Raw genomic sequence first — 19788 nt, forward strand, 5'->3', positions numbered from 1 at the left:
TCGGGTGAATCCCTAATAAAACCGCCTAATTAGGTCACTTGATTCGATGCAATTTATTGACAGAAAAATATTTTATCCGTGTATTTTAATCGGAAAAAATTGCCTACGTAGGACCACTATTTAAACAATTTTACTAAGTAAAAAATTGCGTGAGTTGTTCTCGTTGATCTCAATTTTCAATTGGTAAAATTTAAATTCATCACCAACGATTCGTTGAAGATCGCGCAGGTAAGGCATTCCCCATTCAATCAGGAAATAATCTTTCTCTTCTAAATACATCGGGATTTCTAAGTGGATGAGTTCTTCTCTTTTTTCGATTCTATAAAGATCAGCATGCAGAAGATTGTCGATCTCATTGATCAATGAATAAGTCGGGCTCGTCGTCTGCTTACTCGTTCCTAAGAAGATCTTCGTGAATGTTGTCTTCCCGGCACCCACCGGGCCATCGAGAATAATGACACTCGGTGGTTCAATCACCTCTTTCATTTCAAGAGCGATATTGGCGAGGTCAGACTCAAGGACTTTTTTCCAGGCGCGAACTAAACTCATGTGTCACCTTTCTATTTTAAAGGATGTGCTTCAAAAACGCTCTTTAGGTTCTTAACTGTATTTGAAAGCCCATTAAAAAGAGCATGGCAAATGATCCAGTGACCGATGTTGTATTCTTCGAAAATTTTGCTTTCTAAAAGCGGCACAACACTTTCTTCAGTCAGACCATGGCCTGCATGCGTGGCAATTTTATTGTTGGTTAAAAATTCTTTGGCAGCTTTGTACTGCTCAATATAGCGGCCGACATCATCGCCGTTAGCAAAAACGCGCGCGTACTCTCCAGTGTGGATTTCAACAGCGTCGATGTTAAGTTGAGTCGCTCTAATTAAGACTTCAATCTTAGCTTCCAGGAAAAGAGAAATTTTAACGTCTTTGATTGAGCTTTTAAGCTTTTTAACCGCTTCTTCAATACGAATGAAGTTGGCATCATCTAAAAGATCCAGACCGCCTTCTGTTGTCTTTTCCTGGCGTTTTTCTGGAACTAAACAGATCCATTCAGGAGTTGAAGCAATCGCAATCTCTACGATCTCCGGGTTCACTCCCATTTCCAGGTTAAGTGGTTTTCCAAAACGTTTTGTCACCAGGCGAACTGTCTCAACGTCAGTGTCCTGAATATGTCTTCTGTCTTCACGAAGGTGAATCGTAATTTGATCAGCACCATTTGATAACGACACTTGAGCGGCGTCTACGACACTTGGATAATCTTCTCCACGGGCCTGTCTTAAAGTGGCCACGTGATCAATGTTAACGCCTAAACGAGGGATCATTCTAAACTCCTAATAAGTAACTAAACTAACCAATCTCTTTTTTCACAACAGCGACCAGTCGATTACATTCTGCTTCAACCAGTTCAGCATTGTCACCTTCAACCATGACACGAAGAAGGGGCTCTGTTCCTGAATAACGAAGAAGAACACGCCCTCTTCCATCCAGCTTTCTTTCTGCCTCTTTCGTCGCTTCTTCAATCGCCTTTACTGTTTCTAGTGGTGGCTTATTTTTAACCATCACGTTTTTGATAAACTGAGGAAAAAGTTCAACTTCTTCCACCAGTTCTTTTAACGATTTGTTGAAGTACTTCATCGCCTCAATAACTTTTAATCCACCTAGAGATCCGTCTCCCGTTGTCGAGTGGCGGCTGAAGATGATGTGTCCTGAAGGCTCTCCACCCAGGATACAGTTATTGGCGCGCATATATTCGATGATATAGCGGTCTCCCACTTTTGTGCGATAAAAATTAAGTCCAAGAGACTTAATATACAATTCAAGCCCTAAGTTCGACATAACTGTTCCAACAACAGTGTCTCCCGCCTTGAGTTCGCCACGGGCAAGAAGAAGTTTAGCAAAAAGACCAATGAGTTTATCCCCATCAATCATTGTTCCTTCCTGATCAATAACACTTACTCTATCGCCGTCACCGTCGATACAAATCCCAATATCTGCGCGGTATTTTAAAACTTCTGCACGGGCCGCTTCCGGGTGAAGTGAACCAACATTCTTGTTGATATTTTCTCCATTAGGCGAAATCCCAATCGAGAACACTTCTGCTCCGAGCTCCTGGAAAATCATCGGAGTGACTTTATAACCTGCGCCGTTAGCACAGTCTAAAACGATGCGCATTCCATCCAGGTCGTAGTCGTGCCCCAGGGCCGATTTAACTTGAACAATATAGCGCCCGTAAACTTCTTTTAATCTTTCGGCATTCCCTAAAAGGCCTCCGAATTTAGCCGGCATTAATTCCGGATTAAGAACAAGCCTTTCAAGCTCCAGCTCTACTGAGTCCGGGAGCTTGTTTCCTTTTCCATCAAAAATTTTAATCCCGTTGTCTTCAAAGTGATTGTGAGAAGCTGAGATCATGACTCCTGCGTCTGCGCGCATTGAGTGAGTTACGAAAGCAACTCCTGGAGTGGGAAGAGGACCAGTTAAAATAACCTCTCCACCTTGAGAACACACACCTGAAGCAAAGGCCATCTCCAACATATAACACGAGAGCCTGGTGTCCTTTCCGACGATGATGATAGGCTTAGCATTGTTGGGATTCGTTGCTTGAAAGTAGTGAGTTACTGCGCGACCAAGGGCCGTCGCCACTTCTGCTGTCATTGGGTAAGCGTTCGCCTTACCACGAATTCCATCTGTCCCGAAAAGTTTTCTCTCCGACATAATCTCATCCTTTAAGAGCAGTGACTTTCTAAGCGTTATTCTTTTTTAACTTCTTCGCGCTTAGGAATCGTCAGTTGTACTTTATATTTTAATTTAATTCTTGGGTTCTCTTCATACATCAAACGCGAGTCCAATTCATCCAAAGGAACCGTCAGCGTCCCTTCTTCTTTGTCTACAGTTGAAAGGTTCACCGGAGTGGTCTCTACTCTAGACAATTTTCTGATGACGTCAACCGGTCCACTAACCATGACGTTCTCTGGCTCAACGTGTACTTCTTTAAATTTTTTATCATAGGCCATATTACCAATGTACAGAACCTTGACCGGCAGCTGCATTTGCACCAGGCGGTCGATTTCGATGTTCGCCTCTTTCGGGTGCATCTCTAAAATATCCACGCCAAAAGGCACGGTGATTTGTGACGGATGGTATTGAACTCTAAAGCTCTTGCCGAATTTTTTAAAGTATGGATTCAAATCCACCACCAGCTTCTCTTTGTTGGAAAAAACATTCCCAATGAAGGCCTTTGAGCCTTTAAGTTTTAAAGTAAGCTGTCTTTCGGTTTGACTTGAGATAGCGTAGCCCTTGGGCAATTGAAACTCAATTTGAATCTTTTTTTCTATTTCCACTGGCTCACTGTTTAAAACATAAAACCATAGCGATACTGCAAAAAAGATCGCGATGATTTTGAGCGTGTGTCTTTGGGCCTTTTCTAATTTCAACGAACAATGTCCTTGGTCTTAATCGGTCTTAGAGCACTGTCTAAACTTTCATTGCTCCAAATGTGACGAAGATACTGCCCCAGCTCTTTTTCTGTTTTACACAGGTAAAAAATCCCTTCGACACATAAGTTAATCTTACCAGTTTCTTCAGAACAAGTAATAACTAATGCATCGGTAACTTCTGTCAGCCCCAGAGCGGCCCTATGGCGGGTCCCTAAGTGGCGTTCGATATCAAAGTTCTTTGATAGGGGCAAAAAGCAGCCCGCAGCCGTGAGTTTTGAGTTCTGGATGATAATGGCCCCATCGTGAAGGCTGGAGCTTGACTCAAAAATCGAATAAATAATATCCGAATGGATTCTTGAATCCAGTCTTGTCCCGGTATTGATAAAGTTGAGTAAACCGTGCGTGCGTTCAATAACGATCAGAGCCCCGATCTTCTCGCGCGACAGGGCCCCGCAGGCCTCGACAATCTCATCGATTTCAAAATCGTGTTCATCTTTTGAAAAGACAGTCAGGATATTTCTCTTCGTCCCTACGGAAGCCAGCGCACTTCTGAACTGGTCCTGGAATAAAACGACGACGATGATAAAGAATGAATCAAAAAAGTGGGCCAGAACCCAGTTGAGTGAGTAAAGCTTAAAAGTGATCCCCAGCCAAAAAAGGCCAAAAAGAAAACCCAGCCCCACAATCATCTGCGCGGCCTTTGTCCCTCTTACGATCAACAACAGTTGATAAATAAGAATCGCGACAATGAGAATGTCGATGAAATCTTTTATATTGAGATGATTAAAAAATGGACTTAAAAAGGACATACCATTCCTTTTTAAGCCGCATTTGCGAATTCGTCATCTTCTTTCATGAATTTTAAGCGTTCTTCTTCTGTTAAGTTCAGAGACTTCAGGATATCTGTACTCATCAGAAGCTTCTTTCTTAAAGCTTCGCGGCTAATGCCCATCGCCTTAGCGGCCTTAGACTTATTGCCGTTGCAGCGTCTGATCTCAGCATGGATCATTTCACGCTCTACCAGTGAAAGACGGTCTTTAAGCGCAATGTTGTGGTCGCCAACAAATGGCAGGTCCCCAAACATTCTCTTCTTTTCTGAAAGATCCACTAGTGGTGAAGCTGAATCTTCAATCTCGATATCAGTGATCACGTGGGCCTTTGGATTATAAAGCACTGCCCTTTCCACACAAAGACGAAGTTCTTTGATATTACCTGGCCAGTCATACTTCTTTAATTTCTCCATTAATTTTGGAGCAAACGACTTCAGAAGAAGCCCTTCTTTTTTACATTCAGCTTTTAGGAAATAATCCACTAGAAGCTCGATATCATCGCCTCTTCTTCTTAATGGTTCCATAAACACAGTCGCTTTTGAGATGAACTCATAAAGCTCGCGGTCAAACTCTCCATTGGCCACAAGGAGACCAAGATCTCTGGTCGTTGTCGCTACGATGCGAACATCAAGACTGAACTTTGTGTTCGGGATATGGCGAGTTTTCAACACCTCTAAAAGTGTCTTCTGGTTTTTTGGAGACAGGGCCCACACCTCATGCAGCTGAACAGTTCCACCCTGGCAAGTAATAAACTTGCTTTCAGTTTCTTCCGGCCCAAAAAGCATTCTTCCTACCATTTCCTGGTCTTTTTCAGCACAGTGAACCACTTCAAAAGATTTTAATCCACGCTGACCTTCAACGTGAAGAATCTTAGCGTAAAGTGATTTACCTACACCGCGCTCACCGAAAATTAAAACTGGTGCTTCGATGTCTTTTAGCTTCACGATCGTGCTTCTTAAAGAGGCCACGTGAGGCACTTTACCAATCAGAGCATTTTTTCTGTCAAAAGGATTCGAGAATCTTCTGATTAGAGACTTATCCGACATTGGCGTAAAGTTATAAAATACAGAAGAGAAAATCAGTGAAAGAACTTTCATTGTCTTTTCATCTTCAATGGTAAAACGGTCTTCGTTTCTCTTGTTTAATACTTCGATTACACCGATGATCTTGTCTTCGCGGTTGTGGATCGGGTGACAGATAATCGACTTCGTTTCAAAACCAAATTTCTTATCAAACGCTTCGTTAAAGCGCGTGCTATCATGAACTGTATCAATGTTCAGGGCCACACCAGTGGTGAATACTGAACCGGCAATCCCGATGCGGTAGTCGAATTTTAACTGCTCTTTTCTCACACCAAGAGCACACACAGCTTCAAGCTCGTTAGTCTCTGGGTTAATTAAAAATAACGAAGCTCTCTGAGCATTTAAAATGCGGATAACTTCATCAAGCATTGATTCAATAAACCCTTCTTTGTCTCCAAAGTGAGTGATGTCTTTAAAAAGTGAAAGTAAAAGCGAGAAGATTTCAAATCCATCCGTCGCTTTAGTGTAGCGTTCTTTAATCGCTGAATCGATCAGACAGTTTTTTAATCTCTCTGATGAGAAGCCAAGGATGTAGTGCTCAAGGAATTTTGCAATCCCCTTTTCCTCTTCGATTTCAATCCCATAAATGATTTTTTGATCATCAAGTGACTGTGAAAATGCGCGCACAACTTTCCCGGTTAAATCCAGGTGGTGCTTCTTATATTGAAGAGAAATGGTGATTTCCTGGCCTACAGAAATGCGCTCGCTGGTGGCAAATCCAAGCCCGGTTAATGAAATATCAATTAACTTGGCATCATCAATATACTCTTCTGGACCTCGGTCCTTTGACATTTGAACAAGAAATCTCAGGTCGTCGGCCTCTTCTACTGGAATTCTGAATGATTGGTAGAATTTAAATTCAGAAAAACTCGCTAGCATAAGCTCTCTCCTAAAGTGTACAGATTCACTCAAGAGTCTTATCGACGTTTTTCTTCAAAACTTGAATTTTTGCCAATTTTAATTTGCAAACGATTGTTTAGTTTGCCGATGTGCCTGGAATCGCTGGAACGCCCTCTTTGCCTGGTTCATGCGTGTCTGTCACACCCGGAGCTTTCGCCAAATCCTGACGAAGACTGTGGACAATCACCTTGTGCATGGCCGATTCAAAGAGCTTCCAGTACTCGTTGCTCTTTCTTGGGTCAGCAGAGGGAAGTTCTAATGTGTATGTTGGAATGTTTCTTTCCTGTCCCGCCCAGTTTCCTAGTGAACCTGGAAAAAAAGGATAGTCTTTAATATTGTAGCCGGAAGCATCTTTACTCATCTGGTTTAAAAGCTCGTGTGCTTTCACTCCATCAAGACCGTTGTTGGCGGCGATACTTGGACCATCGTAATCTAATAAAGTCAGCGGCGAGTGAACCGAAACAATCTTATCAGGGTTGTAGCGCTTAATCAGATTCACCTGGAAGACAACTTCCGGCTCACTGTTTGGTCTCTCACCTGGATTTTTTCTTTTGTCTCTTCTTAATTTTGTCAGCCAGATTTTTCTCGCTTCTTTTTGCCAGTCTGCCGTCGGAAAGTTCCTATTCGGGTCTACTCCGCGGGCATTGACTCTCGTCGGGCGCGCTTTAAAGTATGAATCCGGATTAACTAAAGGAGAGACAAGGACAACTTTATTATGGAACTCACCTTTTAGCTTGTCTGGATTGGAATAGGCTTCGCGCAGGTAGTACATTAAATCAAAACAAAATTTAACCGGCGTGATTTCATCTCCGTGCACTCCGCACATCACAATCGTCACGTCTTTGTCTTTAAAGCTTGGCTGCTCTTCATCACTTACGTCGCCAAAGACTGTCCACATTAATGGATCGCCTAGAACAGAGTTTCTATAGTGACTCCATTTAAAGGTTTCACACTCACTCTTATCCCAACCATAGCGCTTGAAGCTTTTTTCTAGTTTGTCACAATAATTCTTAATTGCCGGAGTCATTCCGAGCTCCGTTGCCGGAGGTGCCGCCGCAGGTGCAGGAGCAGTTGGAGTCGACTGGGCATGACTCGCACTAAAAGTGCAAAGCATACTAAATAGAATTAATACATGACGGGCTTTCATTATGGATGATATTATAACTAGGTTCTTTTAAGGAATTCAATCAAAACTTAGTGAGTCCCCATGGGAAAAAACAATGTCATTATCGCCAGTCTTAACCCTAATCTCTATACAACCAAGAGGTTGATTGAAGAAGGCAGAAAACAAAAACACTCCGTTTTGTACCTAAACCCTTACCAACACCAGATCCTTCCCTTGGAAAAGGCAAAGAGTGGACTCTACTTTCATAGAACAACCGGAACCAATTACGACGATTTTGATCTGGTGGTCACGAAGCATCATGAGAACCTGGGGATGAAAATTTCGAACCCTTACAATGCTCTGGGGACATTCCGTTCAAAAGATCTTCAGTCACTTTTTTTTAACAAGTACGATCTGCCGGCCATCCCAACTCTCCTTTATAGAGGGACGATGACTGATGAATTAGAAGCGGCCATCGCTAAGCTTGGGCAGCAGTACATCCTCAAAATGAACCGCGGCAACCAGGGCATTGGCGTAAACTTTCTGGAAGGTCAAAAGTCACTTCAAAGTGTGCTTGAAACTTTCCATGCCATGAAAGACCAACGCTTTTTAATCCAGCCCTACATTCCTCATAAAAAAGAATGGCGCCTCTTTATCCTTAAAGGTGAAGTCCTCGCCTGTATTGAAAAAACCATCGCCAAAGACGACTTCCGCGGAAATGCGAAACGCTCAAATGGAAAAATCCTTAAGAAACTTCCAAAAGACTTAGAGTCTATTGCCGAGAAAGCTTTCCTTCACTGCGGGCTAGATTATGCGGGACTTGATTTATTGTTGTCGGAAAAAGATGGTATTAAGATTTTAGAGGTGAATCCGATTCCAGGGTTTGAGCAGGCAGAAGAGCTCTCGGGCGTTAATATCGCCCGAGAGCTTATGATCAAATTACAGTAGGTAATCGAAGATGTTTGCTGGGATTTTTGTGAAGTAGTACAAAAGCTTCTTTCCAAAACTTGTCTGGTAGAATTCAGCATCAGCAATCGTCTTTTCAGAGTCAAGGTGAATACTTCCGGCCAGTCTTGAATCGATATCCTTTTTAACTTCTGCTGCCAGTTCTGGTGAGTTCTCACACGCCACAACCATTTCAGAGTTGTAGTTAGCAGATCTTGGGTCTACGTTGTATGTTCCAATAATCACGTTTTTATCATCGAAGATAAAAGTCTTAGCATGCACTCCAAAGCGCGCTTTTCCTGATTCGTTTTCTAAAACCTCATACGTCTCTGGTCTTGTTCCCTTGAAGATGTATGAATCTAATCCCTTGTTTAACCACGTTCTCACGTTGCTATCAAAGTTAGCGTATACATAGATAGCATCTGTTGAGTTTAAGCTGTTTGTTAAAAGCTTGATTTCTACTTTATTAGCAAGCGCTTTATCCAGAGACTCCGAAAGCTCCTTATTCACGATGAAATAAGGTGAATCAATCAGGATTGATTTTTCAGACTTAGCAATGCGCTCAAAAAGGTTGTGCTTAATAACACGGTTTTCTTTTCTGTTTTTCGTTCCAATATTTGGGTACTCTGACATGAAAGTAATTTCATTACATGAACCACGGTACTCTTTATTTAATTCGTCCTGCCCTTTTGCTCTGATTTCCTGCTCACGTTTTTCATCCATTGGGGCGTTAACGAAATCCTGAGCAAGCTTTACTTTTTCTTTCCATTTCTTCAGGTCGTATTCGTATCCTGCTGTATCGTCGTTGTCCCCTCTTCTGTATTTAGCGTCGTCAATTTCAGGCATTCTATCACGGGCCACGCGCTCACTTTTTTTAGCAGCGAATGTTTCATCAAATGTCTTTTGAATCGCCGCAACCATATCACCTTCAATATGCATTTCACGGTCTAGGAAATTGTATTCTTCGTGCAGGTCAAAGTATTCATCACCAATGTTTCTTCCTCCAGTGATAACTTCTTTACCATCTACTAAAATAAGTTTTCTGTGATTTCTGTACTGCCCTGAAAATAAGTTAAGAGTTGAAGTTGTGTTAAAGTACTTCACTTCAATTCCTTCTTTTTCCAACTCATGGGCATAAAAGGGAGAGAGGTCACTCTTGACCATGAACCAGTCTAAAAGCATTCTAACCTTTACACCTTCACGTGCCTTCTTCACCAAGGCCTGAGTAAAAAGTTTTGCCGATTTATCCGTTCTATAAATGAAGTATTCTACATCAATGTATTTTTCTGCCCTTTCAATCATCTGCAAACGCTCTTCTAATGAAGCAAGACCATGATTTAGCAAAACGACATCATGTGGTTTTTGCATACGTAAGCTAAATGGATCTTTGCCTTCAATATCGGCAGCAAATACATTCGTACCTACTAGTAAAGAAAGTGCTAATAAAAGATTTTTTGTCTTCATCGTCGCCTCTTGGTCCTGATAATTGTTGTCTCCCAAGAATACGATCAGACGGCCTTCTTAGGGGGTGAGCTTGTAAAGAATTCACCCCCTGTCAGCTTTCTTGACAGGTCTTTTTTACCCAACGAAATCACGTAAATTCAACACCTTGTTAGAAGATAGATATTTTAGTTTGACTAGGCATACTTTTGGAATAGAATGGCAACTAAGAGGACATATTAATGTATATCTGTATTTGCAAAGGGATAACTGAGAAAATGCTGATGGACCAAATCGGGACACACAACCATTCTCAGGACCAGATCCTAAAAAATCTTGGAATTGGCGACTCATGCGGGGCATGTGTGGTCGATGCTGTCAAAAAAATCCTCGATAATCAGAACAATTTAGATTCCAAAACTAAAAAATCCGACTCATAATCTTAGGCACCTCACACATTACTTTTTTTTGGAGTGCTTATTATGAAAGGAAGTCAGGCAATCATTGATGCTCTTAATTCTGTTCTTACAAAAGAGTTAACAGCAATCAACCAATATTTTCTTCACGCAAGAATGCTACAAAACTGGGGGCTAGATAAACTAGGCCGCCTTGAATACAAAGCTTCAATCGATGAAATGAAACACGCTGATGAACTTATCAAGCGCATTCTTTTCCTTGAAGGGCTACCAAACCTACAAAAAATTGACCGCATCAGAATCGGGCAAACTGTTCAGGAAGTGATGGAAGCTGACCTTGAAGTTGAAAACGAAGCTATTCCTCACCTAAAAAAATGCATTAAGCTTGCTGAGAGCGAATCTGATTACGTAACCCGCGACCTGTTCCTTCATATCCTTGAGAGTGAAGAAGAGCATGTGGACTGGCTTGAAACTCAAGTTGGACTTGTTAAGCAAGTGGGAATCCAGAACTACATCCAATCTCAAATCGAGATGGAGAAAGATTCTTAAGTATTTTTCTACAACGAATACCAGACTAAAGGCCCTGTTATCAGGGCCTTTTTTTTATGCTACGATCTCTTTATGAATACATTAAAGAAAAACTCGCTCGTTCTCCTAAGCTTTCCCGTCGGCAATTACCAGTGTAACTGCTCTATCCTCTATTCGGATAAAACCCGCGAGGCCATCATCATCGACCCGGGAAATGACCACGACTTCATTTTGCAAAAAGTAAAAGACCTCAATATCAAAGTCAAAAAGTTGATTCACACTCACGCGCACTTTGATCACATCGGCCGAAGCACGGAAGTGGCCAATGCCACAGGAGCAACTCTTCATCTGCATAAAGGCGATCAGTTTCTCTACGATGCTCTTCCACAACAAGGTGTCTTTTTCAGGCAAGTCGTCGGCGCTCCTAGGCCAATTGACTCTTATCTTGAAGACAATGAAGAGTTCTCTTTTCTCGACCCGGAAATTAAAACATTCCTAAAAACCATTCACACTCCAGGACATACACCTGGTTCATGTTCGTTTTATACAGAGTATTTTGATGAGCCAATGCTCTTTGCCGGCGACACTTTGTTTCAGCGCTCAATCGGAAGAAGTGACCTTCCAGGTGGAGATGGCAGATTGATTATTAAATCGATTAAAGAGAGGCTTTTTAATTTGCCGGATGAAACCAGAGTGATTGCGGGCCACGGTGATGAGACCCGCATCTTTGAAGAGAAAAAATACAATCCATTTCTTTGTTAGCCAATTGGTGAGCAGATCTCAATGAGAAATCCATTGGGGTCTCTCACATAACTGACTGTTTGTCCCCAAGGCTTCTGTGTTGGTTCTTTGACTTCTGTTGCCCCGGCACTAACAGCTTTTTTATGAGCAGCAAGAACGTCAGAAGTTACTAATCCAATTTCCATCTCAGCAGACTTAAAATCTTTAGCTCTTCCAGTAAAACCAATCCCGTTCATTTCGGCCATGTTTAAGCTCGCAAAGGAAAGAGTTGTCTCTCCAGTTGCAAGCTCGCCGTATTCACCTGACTCATGAACAAACTTGCGACTAAAACCAAAAGCGTTTTCATAAAACGCAATCGTTGCTTCAACACTTTCTACATAATAAATCACATATCCAAGTTTCATATTTAAACCGCCTGCTCTTTTACTTCTGGTAACTTCATTACCATGATGATTGGGATTAATAAGAATACCGCCCCAATATAATACGGAGCTGCTGAGCCATCTTTGTAGTAAATAATCGCCGCAAAAATGGGACCTAAAACGCGGGCAAGAGCTCCCATTGACCTGAAGATCCCCACACTTCTTCCCTGCTCTTCACTAGGCGTATAAAACGTCACAAGTGTTGTCAGACACGGCATGATCATCGAAGAACCAACGGCCAGGAAGAATAATCCTGCATAAAGCATTGGAGACGAATAAGCTAAAGCGATTAACAATAGACCTGGAATTAAAGACACCATTCCTATCAGGGCCATACGCTTTTCACCAACCACTGCGGCCTTTCTTCTAACATATCCACCTTGAACGAAAGCAATGATGAACCCAATCCAGATAAAGATGTAAGCGTTTTGCATCGATGTGTAATTTAATCTTTCTGCCGCCAGGAATGTCAGAGTAAACTCCATTCCCGAGAACGCTGTTAAAAATGAGAAGTATCCAAGGTTAACTAAGTTAACACCAGGGTATGGAAGAGGTTTGAAAAGTTTAAAAATGTTGGCACTTCTTTCAGTTTTCGCTTCACCTCTTTTTTCTGGAGGTAGGCTTTCTTTAAACTTTGAAGAAATCCATACCGTGTTAAAAACAGAAAGGATAAAAGCAAAAGCTGCTGGAACAGAAAATGGGTTTACTCCCCAGGCAACTGATTCCGGGTAAATTTTTGTTAAATCAATCAGTGAAAGAATCCCACCAAATGCCGGTCCAACAACAAATCCTAGAGCAAAGGCCACTCCAATGATCGCCATCCCTTTTGAGCGGTTTTCTTTGGTTGTTACATCGGCCACAACCGCTGTTGCTGTTGAAATGTTTCCACCCATAATCCCGTCAATAATTCGCGAGATGATTAAAAGTGTAAACGAACCAGAGAAAAACCAGATGGCGTATCCAACGGCCATCCCCGCCATAGAACGGACTAGAACCGGCTTTCTTCCGATTCTATCCGACCACGCTCCCCAAAGTGGAGCGGCAAAAAATTGTAAAGAAGAGTAAATCGCCCCTAACATCCCACCGAATAAAACGATCCCTGAAAAAGCATTCGTTGAATCGGCCGTGTAGTTTGAAATCGATTGAATCGACCCAAAAATCGCCTGTAGGTAAACGTTGTTGGCATCTACCGTCAGGTAGTGTTTCGCTAAACTAGGAAACAATGGGAAAATAATAGAGAACCCAACCAGGTCAAGGAAGATCGTTAAAGCTACAATGTAAATTGAGGTCTTCGCTTCTGGGGTTAATGGAGTCGATTTTTGTTTTAATTCCTGAGCACTCATTTCAATAAATTCCTTATAGTCCTTTTTTTCTAATGTATAAAAGTCGGCTTCGCGCGTTTCGATATCTGAAAGACATTGGTGCTCAACAAAACTAGCGAAGTCTTTGCACCATTTTTCATCATCATTTAAACAAGGGATAAAGTGAATGTCTCCCCCTTCTTCCTGAGCTGTGTGTTTAAGCTCATGCCCTAATTCATCCAGGGTCTCTAAACAGTCGGCCACAAAGCTTGGCGAGTACACAGCTAGGTGCTTTTCACCTTTTTGCACCAGCTTCACGACTGTATCTTCCGTATAAGGAGTCAGCCACTCTTCAGAACCAAAACGCGACTGGAAAGTCATCGTCACTTTATCCGGTGAGATATTTTTTAAGCGCGAGCGGATTAAAAAGAATGTTTCATAACAGTGCTGGTAATAAACATCTTCTTTCTGCACGACTCTTCTTTTTTGGATTCCGTGAAAAGTTAAAAGCAGACGGTCTAAATGCACGCCTTCGTTTTTAAACTTCTCAAGATACTTATCAATTTGCAGAACGCTGTTATCGATAAATGCTTTGGTTGTATGAAAATTTGTAACGACGCTGATTTCAGGGATCTTCACTCGGTTTTTATAAACATGTGCAAGACCATCAAGACCGGAAGCAATCGTTGATTCCGAATACTGAGGGAACATGGGAATCACTTTTAGTTTAGTCGCTGGATTCGGGTCTTTTTCCCAGTCATCCCAAACGGCACTTACACGCGGCTCTGATAGTAAAAAAGCATGATTGACCTCAACCTTGGGCGAAGTTAAAAATGTACGAACGCGGTCAGTGAAATTCTTAGTGATCGAAAGAAGCGGAAAAGTTTTTCCGTCCCAAATACGAGAATAAAGCTCGGCAGATCGCTTCGGCCTAAATGGCAGGACAAAAAGGTATAAAATGATCTTCCATAGGACAGGATTGATGTCCACAACACGGGGATCAGCTAAAAACTCCCTTAAAAAGGCCCTGACATCACTGACTTTAGGGCTTTTAGGCGAACCTAACTGGACGAAAACAACTTTTGTTTTTCCTTCACTCACGGCTTTATTCCTCAGGCTTAAAATGGTATAAGAGTAATATCAAAAGAAGAACTTTAAGACTATGGAAACCCTATGAAAAAGAGCAAGAATACTGCTTCGAAATCGCCTAGACAAGGCCAGAAGTCAGAGACGAGAAAAGCTGAGCTAAAAAGCTTCTCGCTAGGCGAAAGCCACACTGATTATCCAACCACTTACTCTCCAGAAGTACTGGAGGCCTTCGATAATAAGAACCCGGGGAAGACGGCCTGGACGACATTCGTGTGCACTGAGTTTACTTCTCTATGCCCTAAAACGTCACAACCAGATTTTGCAAAAATCTTTATCAACTACATCGCTGATAAAAAGATGGTGGAATCAAAGTCGCTGAAGCTCTACCTTTTCAGCTTTAGAAACCACGGTGACTTCCACGAGGACTGCGTTCAGAAAATCTGTGACGACCTGGTGAAGTTAATGAACCCGCACTACATCGAAGTTATCGGTGAGTTCACTCCGCGCGGAGGAATTGCGATTTTCCCGTTTGCAAGTTATGGGTCTAAGAAATTTGAAAAACTAAAAGACGAACGTTTTATGAATTATGCTCCGGGAAAATACTCGATGGAGCTTTCAAAACTATACTAGGAAACAGTTATGGGAATTGGATTTACAGAAGGCCTTTTAATTGCGGCCATCGCCCTACTTCTTTTTGGTGGAAAGAAAATTCCAGAGCTGGGAAAGACTCTGGGAGCTTCAATCAAGGGCTTTAAAGAAGGAATGAAAGAAGACAATAAAAAAGTAGACGACAACGACAAGAAGCAGTCTTAATTACTGCTTCTTGCCCTCGAATTCTTCAACCATTTTAAGCACCAGCGCCTGATCTCTAGGGATCTGATCTTTTAATCTAAAACACGCATGCACTAATTGATCGTAAGGGACATCAATACCCTTTTTCTTAAGTAATGTCGTAGCGTATCTCACAGCGCGGTCGATAAGTTTATTATTGCTCGCACGCACCCAGGTCATCAGGTTAGATTCGTAACGCCCCATTCTCCCCATAATCGTCGTCGAGAGATTGTTCAGTAAAATCTTAAGGACCAGGTGAGCTGAAAGAAAATTCAGTCCCCCTAAATCCAGCGTGTGTTTTAAGTAATCCAGCTCAAAATGAATTTGATTAAGCTCGCGGTTAAAATGCACTTTAAAATGATGGTTCTTCTTTTTTAAATACTCTTGTCTCATTGCTGGAAAGTGCTGACTGATATCAAAGCCCATCAAGCGCTCATGAGTGGTCTGCGCTGTGACTTCTGGCCAGTAAAACGTGCGTGGCGCGCGCTTTAAAAGAGAGTTCCATGCCTCTTCATTAGTTTTTGCCTGAGAAAAATACATATAAGAAAGCGAAGGATTCTTATGCTCTTCCTTCTGATTTTCAAACGGATATAAGCTAAACGTCGGCGATCTCTCCGTCGTATCTGTAAGGATACTGATCCCAAAATAAGAGTCTGTCTCATAGAGAAGATATTCACCATTTTTATAAATATCGCTTTCTTTTTCAATGAAAGGTTTTAAGAAATCAAAATCTGTTTTTCCCACGAAAGAGATGATGCCTGCGACTTCATCTTCAATTTTTTTAAAACTCTCATCGTGAAACCACATCGCCAGCCCCACGACATACATTAAAATGGTCGTGGCCTGCATACGCGTGCTTCCAGTCAAGGCCATTGGCCCTACTGTCACGTTGATTTTGTAAATCTTTGGGTTTTCAATCACATTCTTCGAGCGAAGAGCGGTGACTTTTAAAATATCGTCGGGATTGCAGTAGAGGAAAAAAGGCGAGTTGTTGCTTTTTTTCGAAGCAGCTTCTGTGGCCCCGATAACAAAAGGAGTCTCTCCTCCTTCCGTCGTTGAAATAAGTAAATCCCCTTCCTTAAATCCAAGCTCCATCAGCTGGCGCTCGCCAAACTCTGGGAAGTCTTCAAACTTCTCTACCGCGTGAATGAGAGCGACATCTCCTCCGGCCATAAAGCTAAAAATGCGATTTTGATACTCAGGGTGATTGTCGTATTTGTGTCTCCAGATCGTCTCTAAGGCAAGAGAGAGTCTTCCTGTCGCTCCACAACCACAAAGGAAAATATTGTTTCCTGCTTTAAGTGTCGCCTCAACTTTCTCCTGGAGAAATTTGATTTGAGGAAGCACTTCACGCACTTTTAAAAAGACATCGTAATCAATGCCTTTAATCGTCGCAATCGCACGACTGACATCCGTTTTCGCTTCATCTGATAAATGCATTGAACGTGGATTTGGTGATTCAGTGGGAAGACTTCCCAATTTAAACTGTTCACAAATTTTTAAAAACTCTTCAGCTCCCTGACGGGAAAGGGCATCTTTTTGTTTGTCTTCCATGACCACTTTGTTCTCTCTAGAGAAAATTAGAATTTAATGTCCTTTTTAATTCTCTCTAAAATTTCATCGAGGTCAAATGGTTTTAAGATAAGGCCATGTCCTCCGGCCTCTTTGACTTCTTCTTCTCTGATATCGAAGGCACCCGTAAAAAGATAGAAGACTGGCATAGTTTGATAATAGCTTCTTAGATTAGAGAGAAGCTCCATTCCAGACATCTCGCCCATATTGGAATCAGAAACAATCACCTGGACTCCAGGATTGCTTTTGCAAAAATCCAATGCAGACGCCCCTGAAGTAAGACCAACAGTTTTTACACCAGGTATCTGGAGAATCTCTTCATACATTTCAAGGAGGTCAGGATTGTCATCAACGATTAAAAGGATCGGCACTATACTCATAAGAATATATTGTATTACAAATCATCGAAAAATTTTGGCAAAAGAAGCTAAGCCCTTAGATTAAAAGAGGCAAAAAAAAAGGAAGTCCGAAAACTTCCTTTTTTTACACCCCAAAATATTTGGCAGTTAAATCAATTTTATTCGTTTACTACTCGATGATCTCTAGAACTGAGCGCTTCTTTAATTTAGTCGACGCTGCATTCAGGATCGTTCTTAGTGATCTCGCTGTACGGCCTTGCTTTCCGATAATCTTACCAAGGTCAGTTTTATCTACCTTTAGTTCAATTACAGTCGTCTGCTCACCAACGATCTCATTTACAGTAACAGCTTCCGGCATATCTACTAGAGCTTTACTTACGTAGCTAATAAGGTCTTTCAACTCACTCACAACAAACCTCCAAAAACGTGAATCTCAAAAAGCTTTTTACAAAAGCTTAAAGAGCGATTTTTTGGTTGCTAAGTAGAGTTCTTACTGTATCAGAAAGAGTTGCACCAGAAGCTACTAGAGCTTTAAGGCGGTCAACTTTTACGTTCTTAAGTGAAGTAGCGTCGTGTGGGTTGTATTGTCCTAGTTTCTCAAGGAAACCACCGTCTCTTGATTTACGAGAGTCAGTTACAACGATTGTGTAAACAGGATCATTTTTTCTTCCACCACGCGATAGTCTAACAGTTAACATCTAAAATTCTCCATAAAGTAATAAAAAACAGATTAAATTAAATAATTCATACGGTCTAATTAGTCAAATATTAAAAGCTTATGCTTAAAAATATCCTTTGCCCCACGGACCTTTGCCACCTTTTTTCTTGTCCTTGCCTTGCATTCCAGCGAAAGGATTCACAGCGTTAGGATCTTGCCTAAAACCCTTCTTTCCTCCCATTCCTGGAAATCCTGGCATTCCCGGAAAACCTCCGCCATTCATCATAGCGGCCATCCCACCCATCATTTGCTCCATTTGTTTGAACTTCCCAAGGAAGTCCTTTACCTGAGCTTCCGTTGTCCCTGAACCGCTAGCGATTCGTTTTAAACGGCTTTCTTTGATGATTTTATAGTCCTGGCGTTCTGCCTTGGTCATTGATGAGATGATGATCTTCATGCGCTTCATTTCGTTTTCAGCAGGGCTTAGATCGCCGATCTGGCGAAGCATACCACCCATCCCAGGAATCATTTTTAGAATCGAGCCCATTGAACCCAGATTACTAATCATGTCCATTTGCTTTAAGAAATCATCGACAGTGAACTTCCCTTTTTTAAAGTTGTTCATCATCGACTCAGCGTCGGACTCGTTAATGTTGTCTTGTGCTTTTTCAACTAGTGAAAGAACATCCCCCATGTCGAGAATTCTCTTAGCAAGACGATCCGGGTGGAATAACTCCAGGTCCTTCATCTTCTCGCCCATCGAAACGTAACGAATAGGGACACCTGTGACGTGACGGATAGATAAGGCCGCCCCACCTTTGGCGTCAGAGTCCATTTTCGAGAGAACAATACCCGTCACACCGATAGCTTCATGGAAAGTTTTAGAAACATCAACGGCCGCTTGTCCGGTCATGGCGTCTGCCACCATCAGGACTTCTGGTTTTAAATCATTGATTGATTCCTTCACTTCCTTGAGTTGATCCATGAGTTCAGCATCGACGTGAAGACGCCCGGCCGTATCAATAATCACTACACTCTTGTGACGTTTTTTAGCTTCTTCAATAGCTAGTTTGGCAATCTCTTTTGGGTGAAGATTCAAATCAGAGTCGAAGCAATCTACATCGATTTGTTTTGCCAGGGTTTGTAATTGCGCCTTCGCAGCTGGACGGAATGTATCCGCTGGAACCAGGAGCACATCTTTTTTCTTTTTGTTTTTTAAATGCAGAGCAAGTTTTCCAGAAAATGTCGTCTTCCCTTGTCCGTTTAAACCGACAACAAGGATAGGAACAATTCCCGGGCGCTCTAAGTTGATTTCTTCGTTGGCGTCTCCCATGATGCGCGCCAGTTCGTCGTGCATAATCTTAACAAACTGCTCGCCAGGGTTAACTCCCTTGATAACTTTTTCACCAAGAGCTTTTTCTTTAACAGCGGCCACAAATTCTTTGACAACTTTGAAGTTAACGTCAGCTTCCAGAAGAGCTGTGCGTACTTCTTTTAGTGTTTCTTCAATATTGTCTTCAGTGATTTTTGATTTGCCTTGAATGTACTTAAAGGCGTTGGAAAATTTCTCACTTAACGTATCAAACATGCTTATCCCAATTTGAGGTTAAAATGCGCTTCAATGATCGGACGGCAGTCGGCCGGCTTCATTGCGACATATGGTGTTTTGGCACGGAAAATTTCTACCTGAATTGTGCTATTCCAGCAAGCTGCAATAACAGGAATTCCAAAAGCTTTTGCGCCATCGAGATCTCCGAGACTATCTCCGACGTGAAGTAAGTTTTCTTTTTCAATCCCTTGGGTGATTTTTAAAAGCCCCATCGGGTGAGGTTTAGACATTCCATCATCATTGCCATAGATTTCTCCGACGTACTCGGCAATCCCCAGGCGCTTTAAGCTCTCTACTGTAGATTTATGAGATCTCGCCGTCCAGACGCTGATATGGAAGTCTTGGGCCACCAGATCAACTAAAAGTTCTTTAATTCCCGGGAATAAACTAAATTCAGGAGTTTCGGTGCACACCAGTGTGCCGTCGTGATCAAAAATGATCATCTTCGGTTGAGATTCTTGGGAAATATTTTTCATATCAGGGCGATTCCATTGACTGGTGGTTTCTCTCTCTGCTACCTAGAGTCATTAAT

Annotated in this window: 22 protein-coding genes; 6 read left to right on the forward strand and 16 right to left on the reverse strand. The window is 42.0% G+C overall.

Translation table 11 applies throughout. From position 1 onward, the window contains the following. Positions 1-120: 120 nt before the first annotated feature. The 7 genes from tsaE to C0V70_RS10950 all read right to left on the reverse strand — a co-directional run bounded on the left by tsaE (position 121) and on the right by C0V70_RS10950 (position 7387). On the reverse strand, positions 121-549 hold the full coding sequence (gene tsaE, locus C0V70_RS10920; protein ID WP_102243894.1) for a tRNA (adenosine(37)-N6)-threonylcarbamoyltransferase complex ATPase subunit type 1 TsaE: 429 nt from the start codon (positions 547-549) through the stop codon (positions 121-123). A gap of 11 nt (positions 550-560) precedes the next feature. Next, positions 561-1316, reverse strand: a complete 756-nt coding sequence (locus C0V70_RS10925; RefSeq protein ID WP_102243895.1) for a pyridoxine 5'-phosphate synthase — start codon at positions 1314-1316, stop codon at positions 561-563. A gap of 25 nt (positions 1317-1341) precedes the next feature. Continuing rightward, complete coding sequence (glmM, locus tag C0V70_RS10930) at positions 1342-2706, reverse strand: phosphoglucosamine mutase (protein ID WP_102243896.1); 1365 nt, start codon at positions 2704-2706, stop codon at positions 1342-1344. 35 nt (positions 2707-2741) lie between these two features. After that, positions 2742-3425 carry a CdaR family protein gene (locus C0V70_RS10935; RefSeq protein ID WP_102243897.1) on the reverse strand — a complete coding sequence of 228 codons (684 nt, stop codon included), beginning with the start codon at positions 3423-3425 and terminating at the stop codon, positions 2742-2744. Continuing rightward, positions 3422-4237, reverse strand: coding sequence for a diadenylate cyclase CdaA (cdaA, locus tag C0V70_RS10940; RefSeq protein WP_102243898.1), 816 nt, complete (start codon positions 4235-4237; stop codon positions 3422-3424). The genes C0V70_RS10935 and cdaA overlap by 4 nt, the downstream gene beginning before the upstream one ends. An 11-nt stretch (positions 4238-4248) precedes the next feature. Further along, entirely contained in the window at positions 4249-6219 is a 1971-nt protein-coding gene (locus C0V70_RS10945) for a sigma 54-interacting transcriptional regulator (protein WP_102243899.1), read from the reverse strand. Between the two features lie 97 nt (positions 6220-6316). After that, on the reverse strand, positions 6317-7387 hold the full coding sequence (locus tag C0V70_RS10950) for a M14 family zinc carboxypeptidase (RefSeq protein ID WP_102243900.1): 1071 nt from the start codon (positions 7385-7387) through the stop codon (positions 6317-6319). Between the two features lie 60 nt (positions 7388-7447). On the opposite strand from C0V70_RS10950, the gene C0V70_RS10955 reads away from it, so the two are divergent. Next, positions 7448-8293 carry an ATP-grasp domain-containing protein gene (locus C0V70_RS10955; RefSeq protein ID WP_102243901.1) on the forward strand — a complete coding sequence of 282 codons (846 nt, stop codon included), beginning with the start codon at positions 7448-7450 and terminating at the stop codon, positions 8291-8293. Here C0V70_RS10955 and C0V70_RS10960 read toward each other — a convergent pair. Next, positions 8285-9754, reverse strand: a complete 1470-nt coding sequence (locus C0V70_RS10960) for a phospholipase D-like domain-containing protein (RefSeq protein WP_102243902.1) — start codon at positions 9752-9754, stop codon at positions 8285-8287. The genes C0V70_RS10955 and C0V70_RS10960 overlap by 9 nt on opposite strands. 218 nt (positions 9755-9972) lie before the next feature. Here C0V70_RS10960 and C0V70_RS10965 point away from each other — a divergent pair, with 218 nt between their 5' ends. From C0V70_RS10965 to C0V70_RS10975, 3 genes are all read left to right on the forward strand, one after another. Further along, complete coding sequence (locus C0V70_RS10965; protein ID WP_102243903.1) at positions 9973-10170, forward strand: (2Fe-2S)-binding protein; 198 nt, start codon at positions 9973-9975, stop codon at positions 10168-10170. 42 nt (positions 10171-10212) lie between these two features. After that, positions 10213-10695, forward strand: a complete 483-nt coding sequence (gene bfr, locus C0V70_RS10970; RefSeq protein WP_102243904.1) for a bacterioferritin — start codon at positions 10213-10215, stop codon at positions 10693-10695. A 72-nt stretch (positions 10696-10767) separates the two neighbouring features. Further along, positions 10768-11436, forward strand: coding sequence for an MBL fold metallo-hydrolase (locus tag C0V70_RS10975; protein WP_102243905.1), 669 nt, complete (start codon positions 10768-10770; stop codon positions 11434-11436). Here the strand turns inward: C0V70_RS10975 and C0V70_RS10980 are convergent. Both C0V70_RS10980 and hemH read right to left on the reverse strand, forming a co-directional pair. Further along, positions 11433-11819, reverse strand: a complete 387-nt coding sequence (locus C0V70_RS10980) for a VOC family protein (RefSeq protein ID WP_102243906.1) — start codon at positions 11817-11819, stop codon at positions 11433-11435. The two genes, C0V70_RS10975 and C0V70_RS10980, sit on opposite strands and share 4 nt — an antisense overlap. Positions 11820-11821: 2 nt before the next feature. Continuing rightward, complete coding sequence (gene hemH / locus C0V70_RS10985; RefSeq protein WP_102243907.1) at positions 11822-14239, reverse strand: ferrochelatase; 2418 nt, start codon at positions 14237-14239, stop codon at positions 11822-11824. 72 nt (positions 14240-14311) lie between these two features. Here hemH and queF point away from each other — a divergent pair, with 72 nt between their 5' ends. Both queF and tatA read left to right on the forward strand, forming a co-directional pair. Continuing rightward, positions 14312-14857 carry a preQ(1) synthase gene (gene queF / locus C0V70_RS10990; protein ID WP_102243908.1) on the forward strand — a complete coding sequence of 182 codons (546 nt, stop codon included), beginning with the start codon at positions 14312-14314 and terminating at the stop codon, positions 14855-14857. Between the two features lie 9 nt (positions 14858-14866). Beyond that, positions 14867-15040 (forward strand): twin-arginine translocase TatA/TatE family subunit, encoded by a 174-nt coding sequence (tatA, locus tag C0V70_RS10995; RefSeq protein WP_102243909.1) that lies wholly within the window; start codon positions 14867-14869, stop codon positions 15038-15040. On the opposite strand, the gene C0V70_RS11000 is transcribed toward tatA, so the two are convergent. The 6 genes from C0V70_RS11000 to C0V70_RS11025 all read right to left on the reverse strand — a co-directional run bounded on the left by C0V70_RS11000 (position 15041) and on the right by C0V70_RS11025 (position 19732). After that, positions 15041-16612 carry an N-acetylmuramic acid 6-phosphate etherase family protein gene (locus tag C0V70_RS11000; protein WP_102243910.1) on the reverse strand — a complete coding sequence of 524 codons (1572 nt, stop codon included), beginning with the start codon at positions 16610-16612 and terminating at the stop codon, positions 15041-15043. It abuts the gene before it with no gap. A 26-nt stretch (positions 16613-16638) separates the two neighbouring features. After that, entirely contained in the window at positions 16639-17010 is a 372-nt protein-coding gene (locus C0V70_RS11005; RefSeq protein ID WP_102243911.1) for a response regulator, read from the reverse strand. A 148-nt stretch (positions 17011-17158) separates the two neighbouring features. Continuing rightward, complete coding sequence (locus C0V70_RS11010) at positions 17159-17389, reverse strand: KH domain-containing protein (RefSeq protein WP_102245490.1); 231 nt, start codon at positions 17387-17389, stop codon at positions 17159-17161. A gap of 55 nt (positions 17390-17444) precedes the next feature. After that, the gene (rpsP, locus tag C0V70_RS11015) at positions 17445-17687 is read right to left on the reverse strand and encodes a 30S ribosomal protein S16 (RefSeq protein WP_102243912.1); all 243 of its coding nucleotides are present in this window, start codon (positions 17685-17687) and stop codon (positions 17445-17447) included. Between the two features lie 84 nt (positions 17688-17771). After that, positions 17772-19235, reverse strand: a complete 1464-nt coding sequence (gene ffh / locus C0V70_RS11020; RefSeq protein ID WP_102243913.1) for a signal recognition particle protein — start codon at positions 19233-19235, stop codon at positions 17772-17774. Positions 19236-19237: 2 nt separating this feature from the next. Beyond that, the gene (locus tag C0V70_RS11025; RefSeq protein WP_102243914.1) at positions 19238-19732 is read right to left on the reverse strand and encodes an HAD family hydrolase; all 495 of its coding nucleotides are present in this window, start codon (positions 19730-19732) and stop codon (positions 19238-19240) included. Between the last annotated feature and the right edge of the window lie 56 nt (positions 19733-19788).

Origin of the sequence: Bacteriovorax stolpii (assembly GCF_002872415.1) — a bacterium.
Lineage (GTDB): Bacteria > Bdellovibrionota > Bacteriovoracia > Bacteriovoracales > Bacteriovoracaceae > Bacteriovorax > Bacteriovorax stolpii.

Bases quoted from the DNA above. Each gene is read 5' to 3' on its own strand.
- tsaE (WP_102243894.1), bottom strand. From the start codon at position 549: ATGAGTTTAGTTCGCGCCTGGAAAAAAGTCCTTGAGTCTGACCTCGCC.
- C0V70_RS10925 (WP_102243895.1), bottom strand. From the start codon at position 1,316: ATGATCCCTCGTTTAGGCGTTAACATTGATCACGTGGCCACTTTAAGA.
- glmM (WP_102243896.1), bottom strand. From the start codon at position 2,706: ATGTCGGAGAGAAAACTTTTCGGGACAGATGGAATTCGTGGTAAGGCG.
- cdaA (WP_102243898.1), bottom strand. From the start codon at position 4,237: ATGTCCTTTTTAAGTCCATTTTTTAATCATCTCAATATAAAAGATTTC.
- C0V70_RS10945 (WP_102243899.1), bottom strand. From the start codon at position 6,219: ATGCTAGCGAGTTTTTCTGAATTTAAATTCTACCAATCATTCAGAATT.
- C0V70_RS10950 (WP_102243900.1), bottom strand. From the start codon at position 7,387: ATGAAAGCCCGTCATGTATTAATTCTATTTAGTATGCTTTGCACTTTT.
- C0V70_RS10955 (WP_102243901.1), top strand. From the start codon at position 7,448: ATGGGAAAAAACAATGTCATTATCGCCAGTCTTAACCCTAATCTCTAT.
- C0V70_RS10960 (WP_102243902.1), bottom strand. From the start codon at position 9,754: ATGAAGACAAAAAATCTTTTATTAGCACTTTCTTTACTAGTAGGTACG.
- C0V70_RS10965 (WP_102243903.1), top strand. From the start codon at position 9,973: ATGTATATCTGTATTTGCAAAGGGATAACTGAGAAAATGCTGATGGAC.
- bfr (WP_102243904.1), top strand. From the start codon at position 10,213: ATGAAAGGAAGTCAGGCAATCATTGATGCTCTTAATTCTGTTCTTACA.
- C0V70_RS10975 (WP_102243905.1), top strand. From the start codon at position 10,768: ATGAATACATTAAAGAAAAACTCGCTCGTTCTCCTAAGCTTTCCCGTC.
- C0V70_RS10980 (WP_102243906.1), bottom strand. From the start codon at position 11,819: ATGAAACTTGGATATGTGATTTATTATGTAGAAAGTGTTGAAGCAACG.
- queF (WP_102243908.1), top strand. From the start codon at position 14,312: ATGAAAAAGAGCAAGAATACTGCTTCGAAATCGCCTAGACAAGGCCAG.
- tatA (WP_102243909.1), top strand. From the start codon at position 14,867: ATGGGAATTGGATTTACAGAAGGCCTTTTAATTGCGGCCATCGCCCTA.
- C0V70_RS11000 (WP_102243910.1), bottom strand. From the start codon at position 16,612: ATGGAAGACAAACAAAAAGATGCCCTTTCCCGTCAGGGAGCTGAAGAG.
- C0V70_RS11005 (WP_102243911.1), bottom strand. From the start codon at position 17,010: ATGAGTATAGTGCCGATCCTTTTAATCGTTGATGACAATCCTGACCTC.
- rpsP (WP_102243912.1), bottom strand. From the start codon at position 17,687: ATGTTAACTGTTAGACTATCGCGTGGTGGAAGAAAAAATGATCCTGTT.
- ffh (WP_102243913.1), bottom strand. From the start codon at position 19,235: ATGTTTGATACGTTAAGTGAGAAATTTTCCAACGCCTTTAAGTACATT.
- C0V70_RS11025 (WP_102243914.1), bottom strand. From the start codon at position 19,732: ATGAAAAATATTTCCCAAGAATCTCAACCGAAGATGATCATTTTTGAT.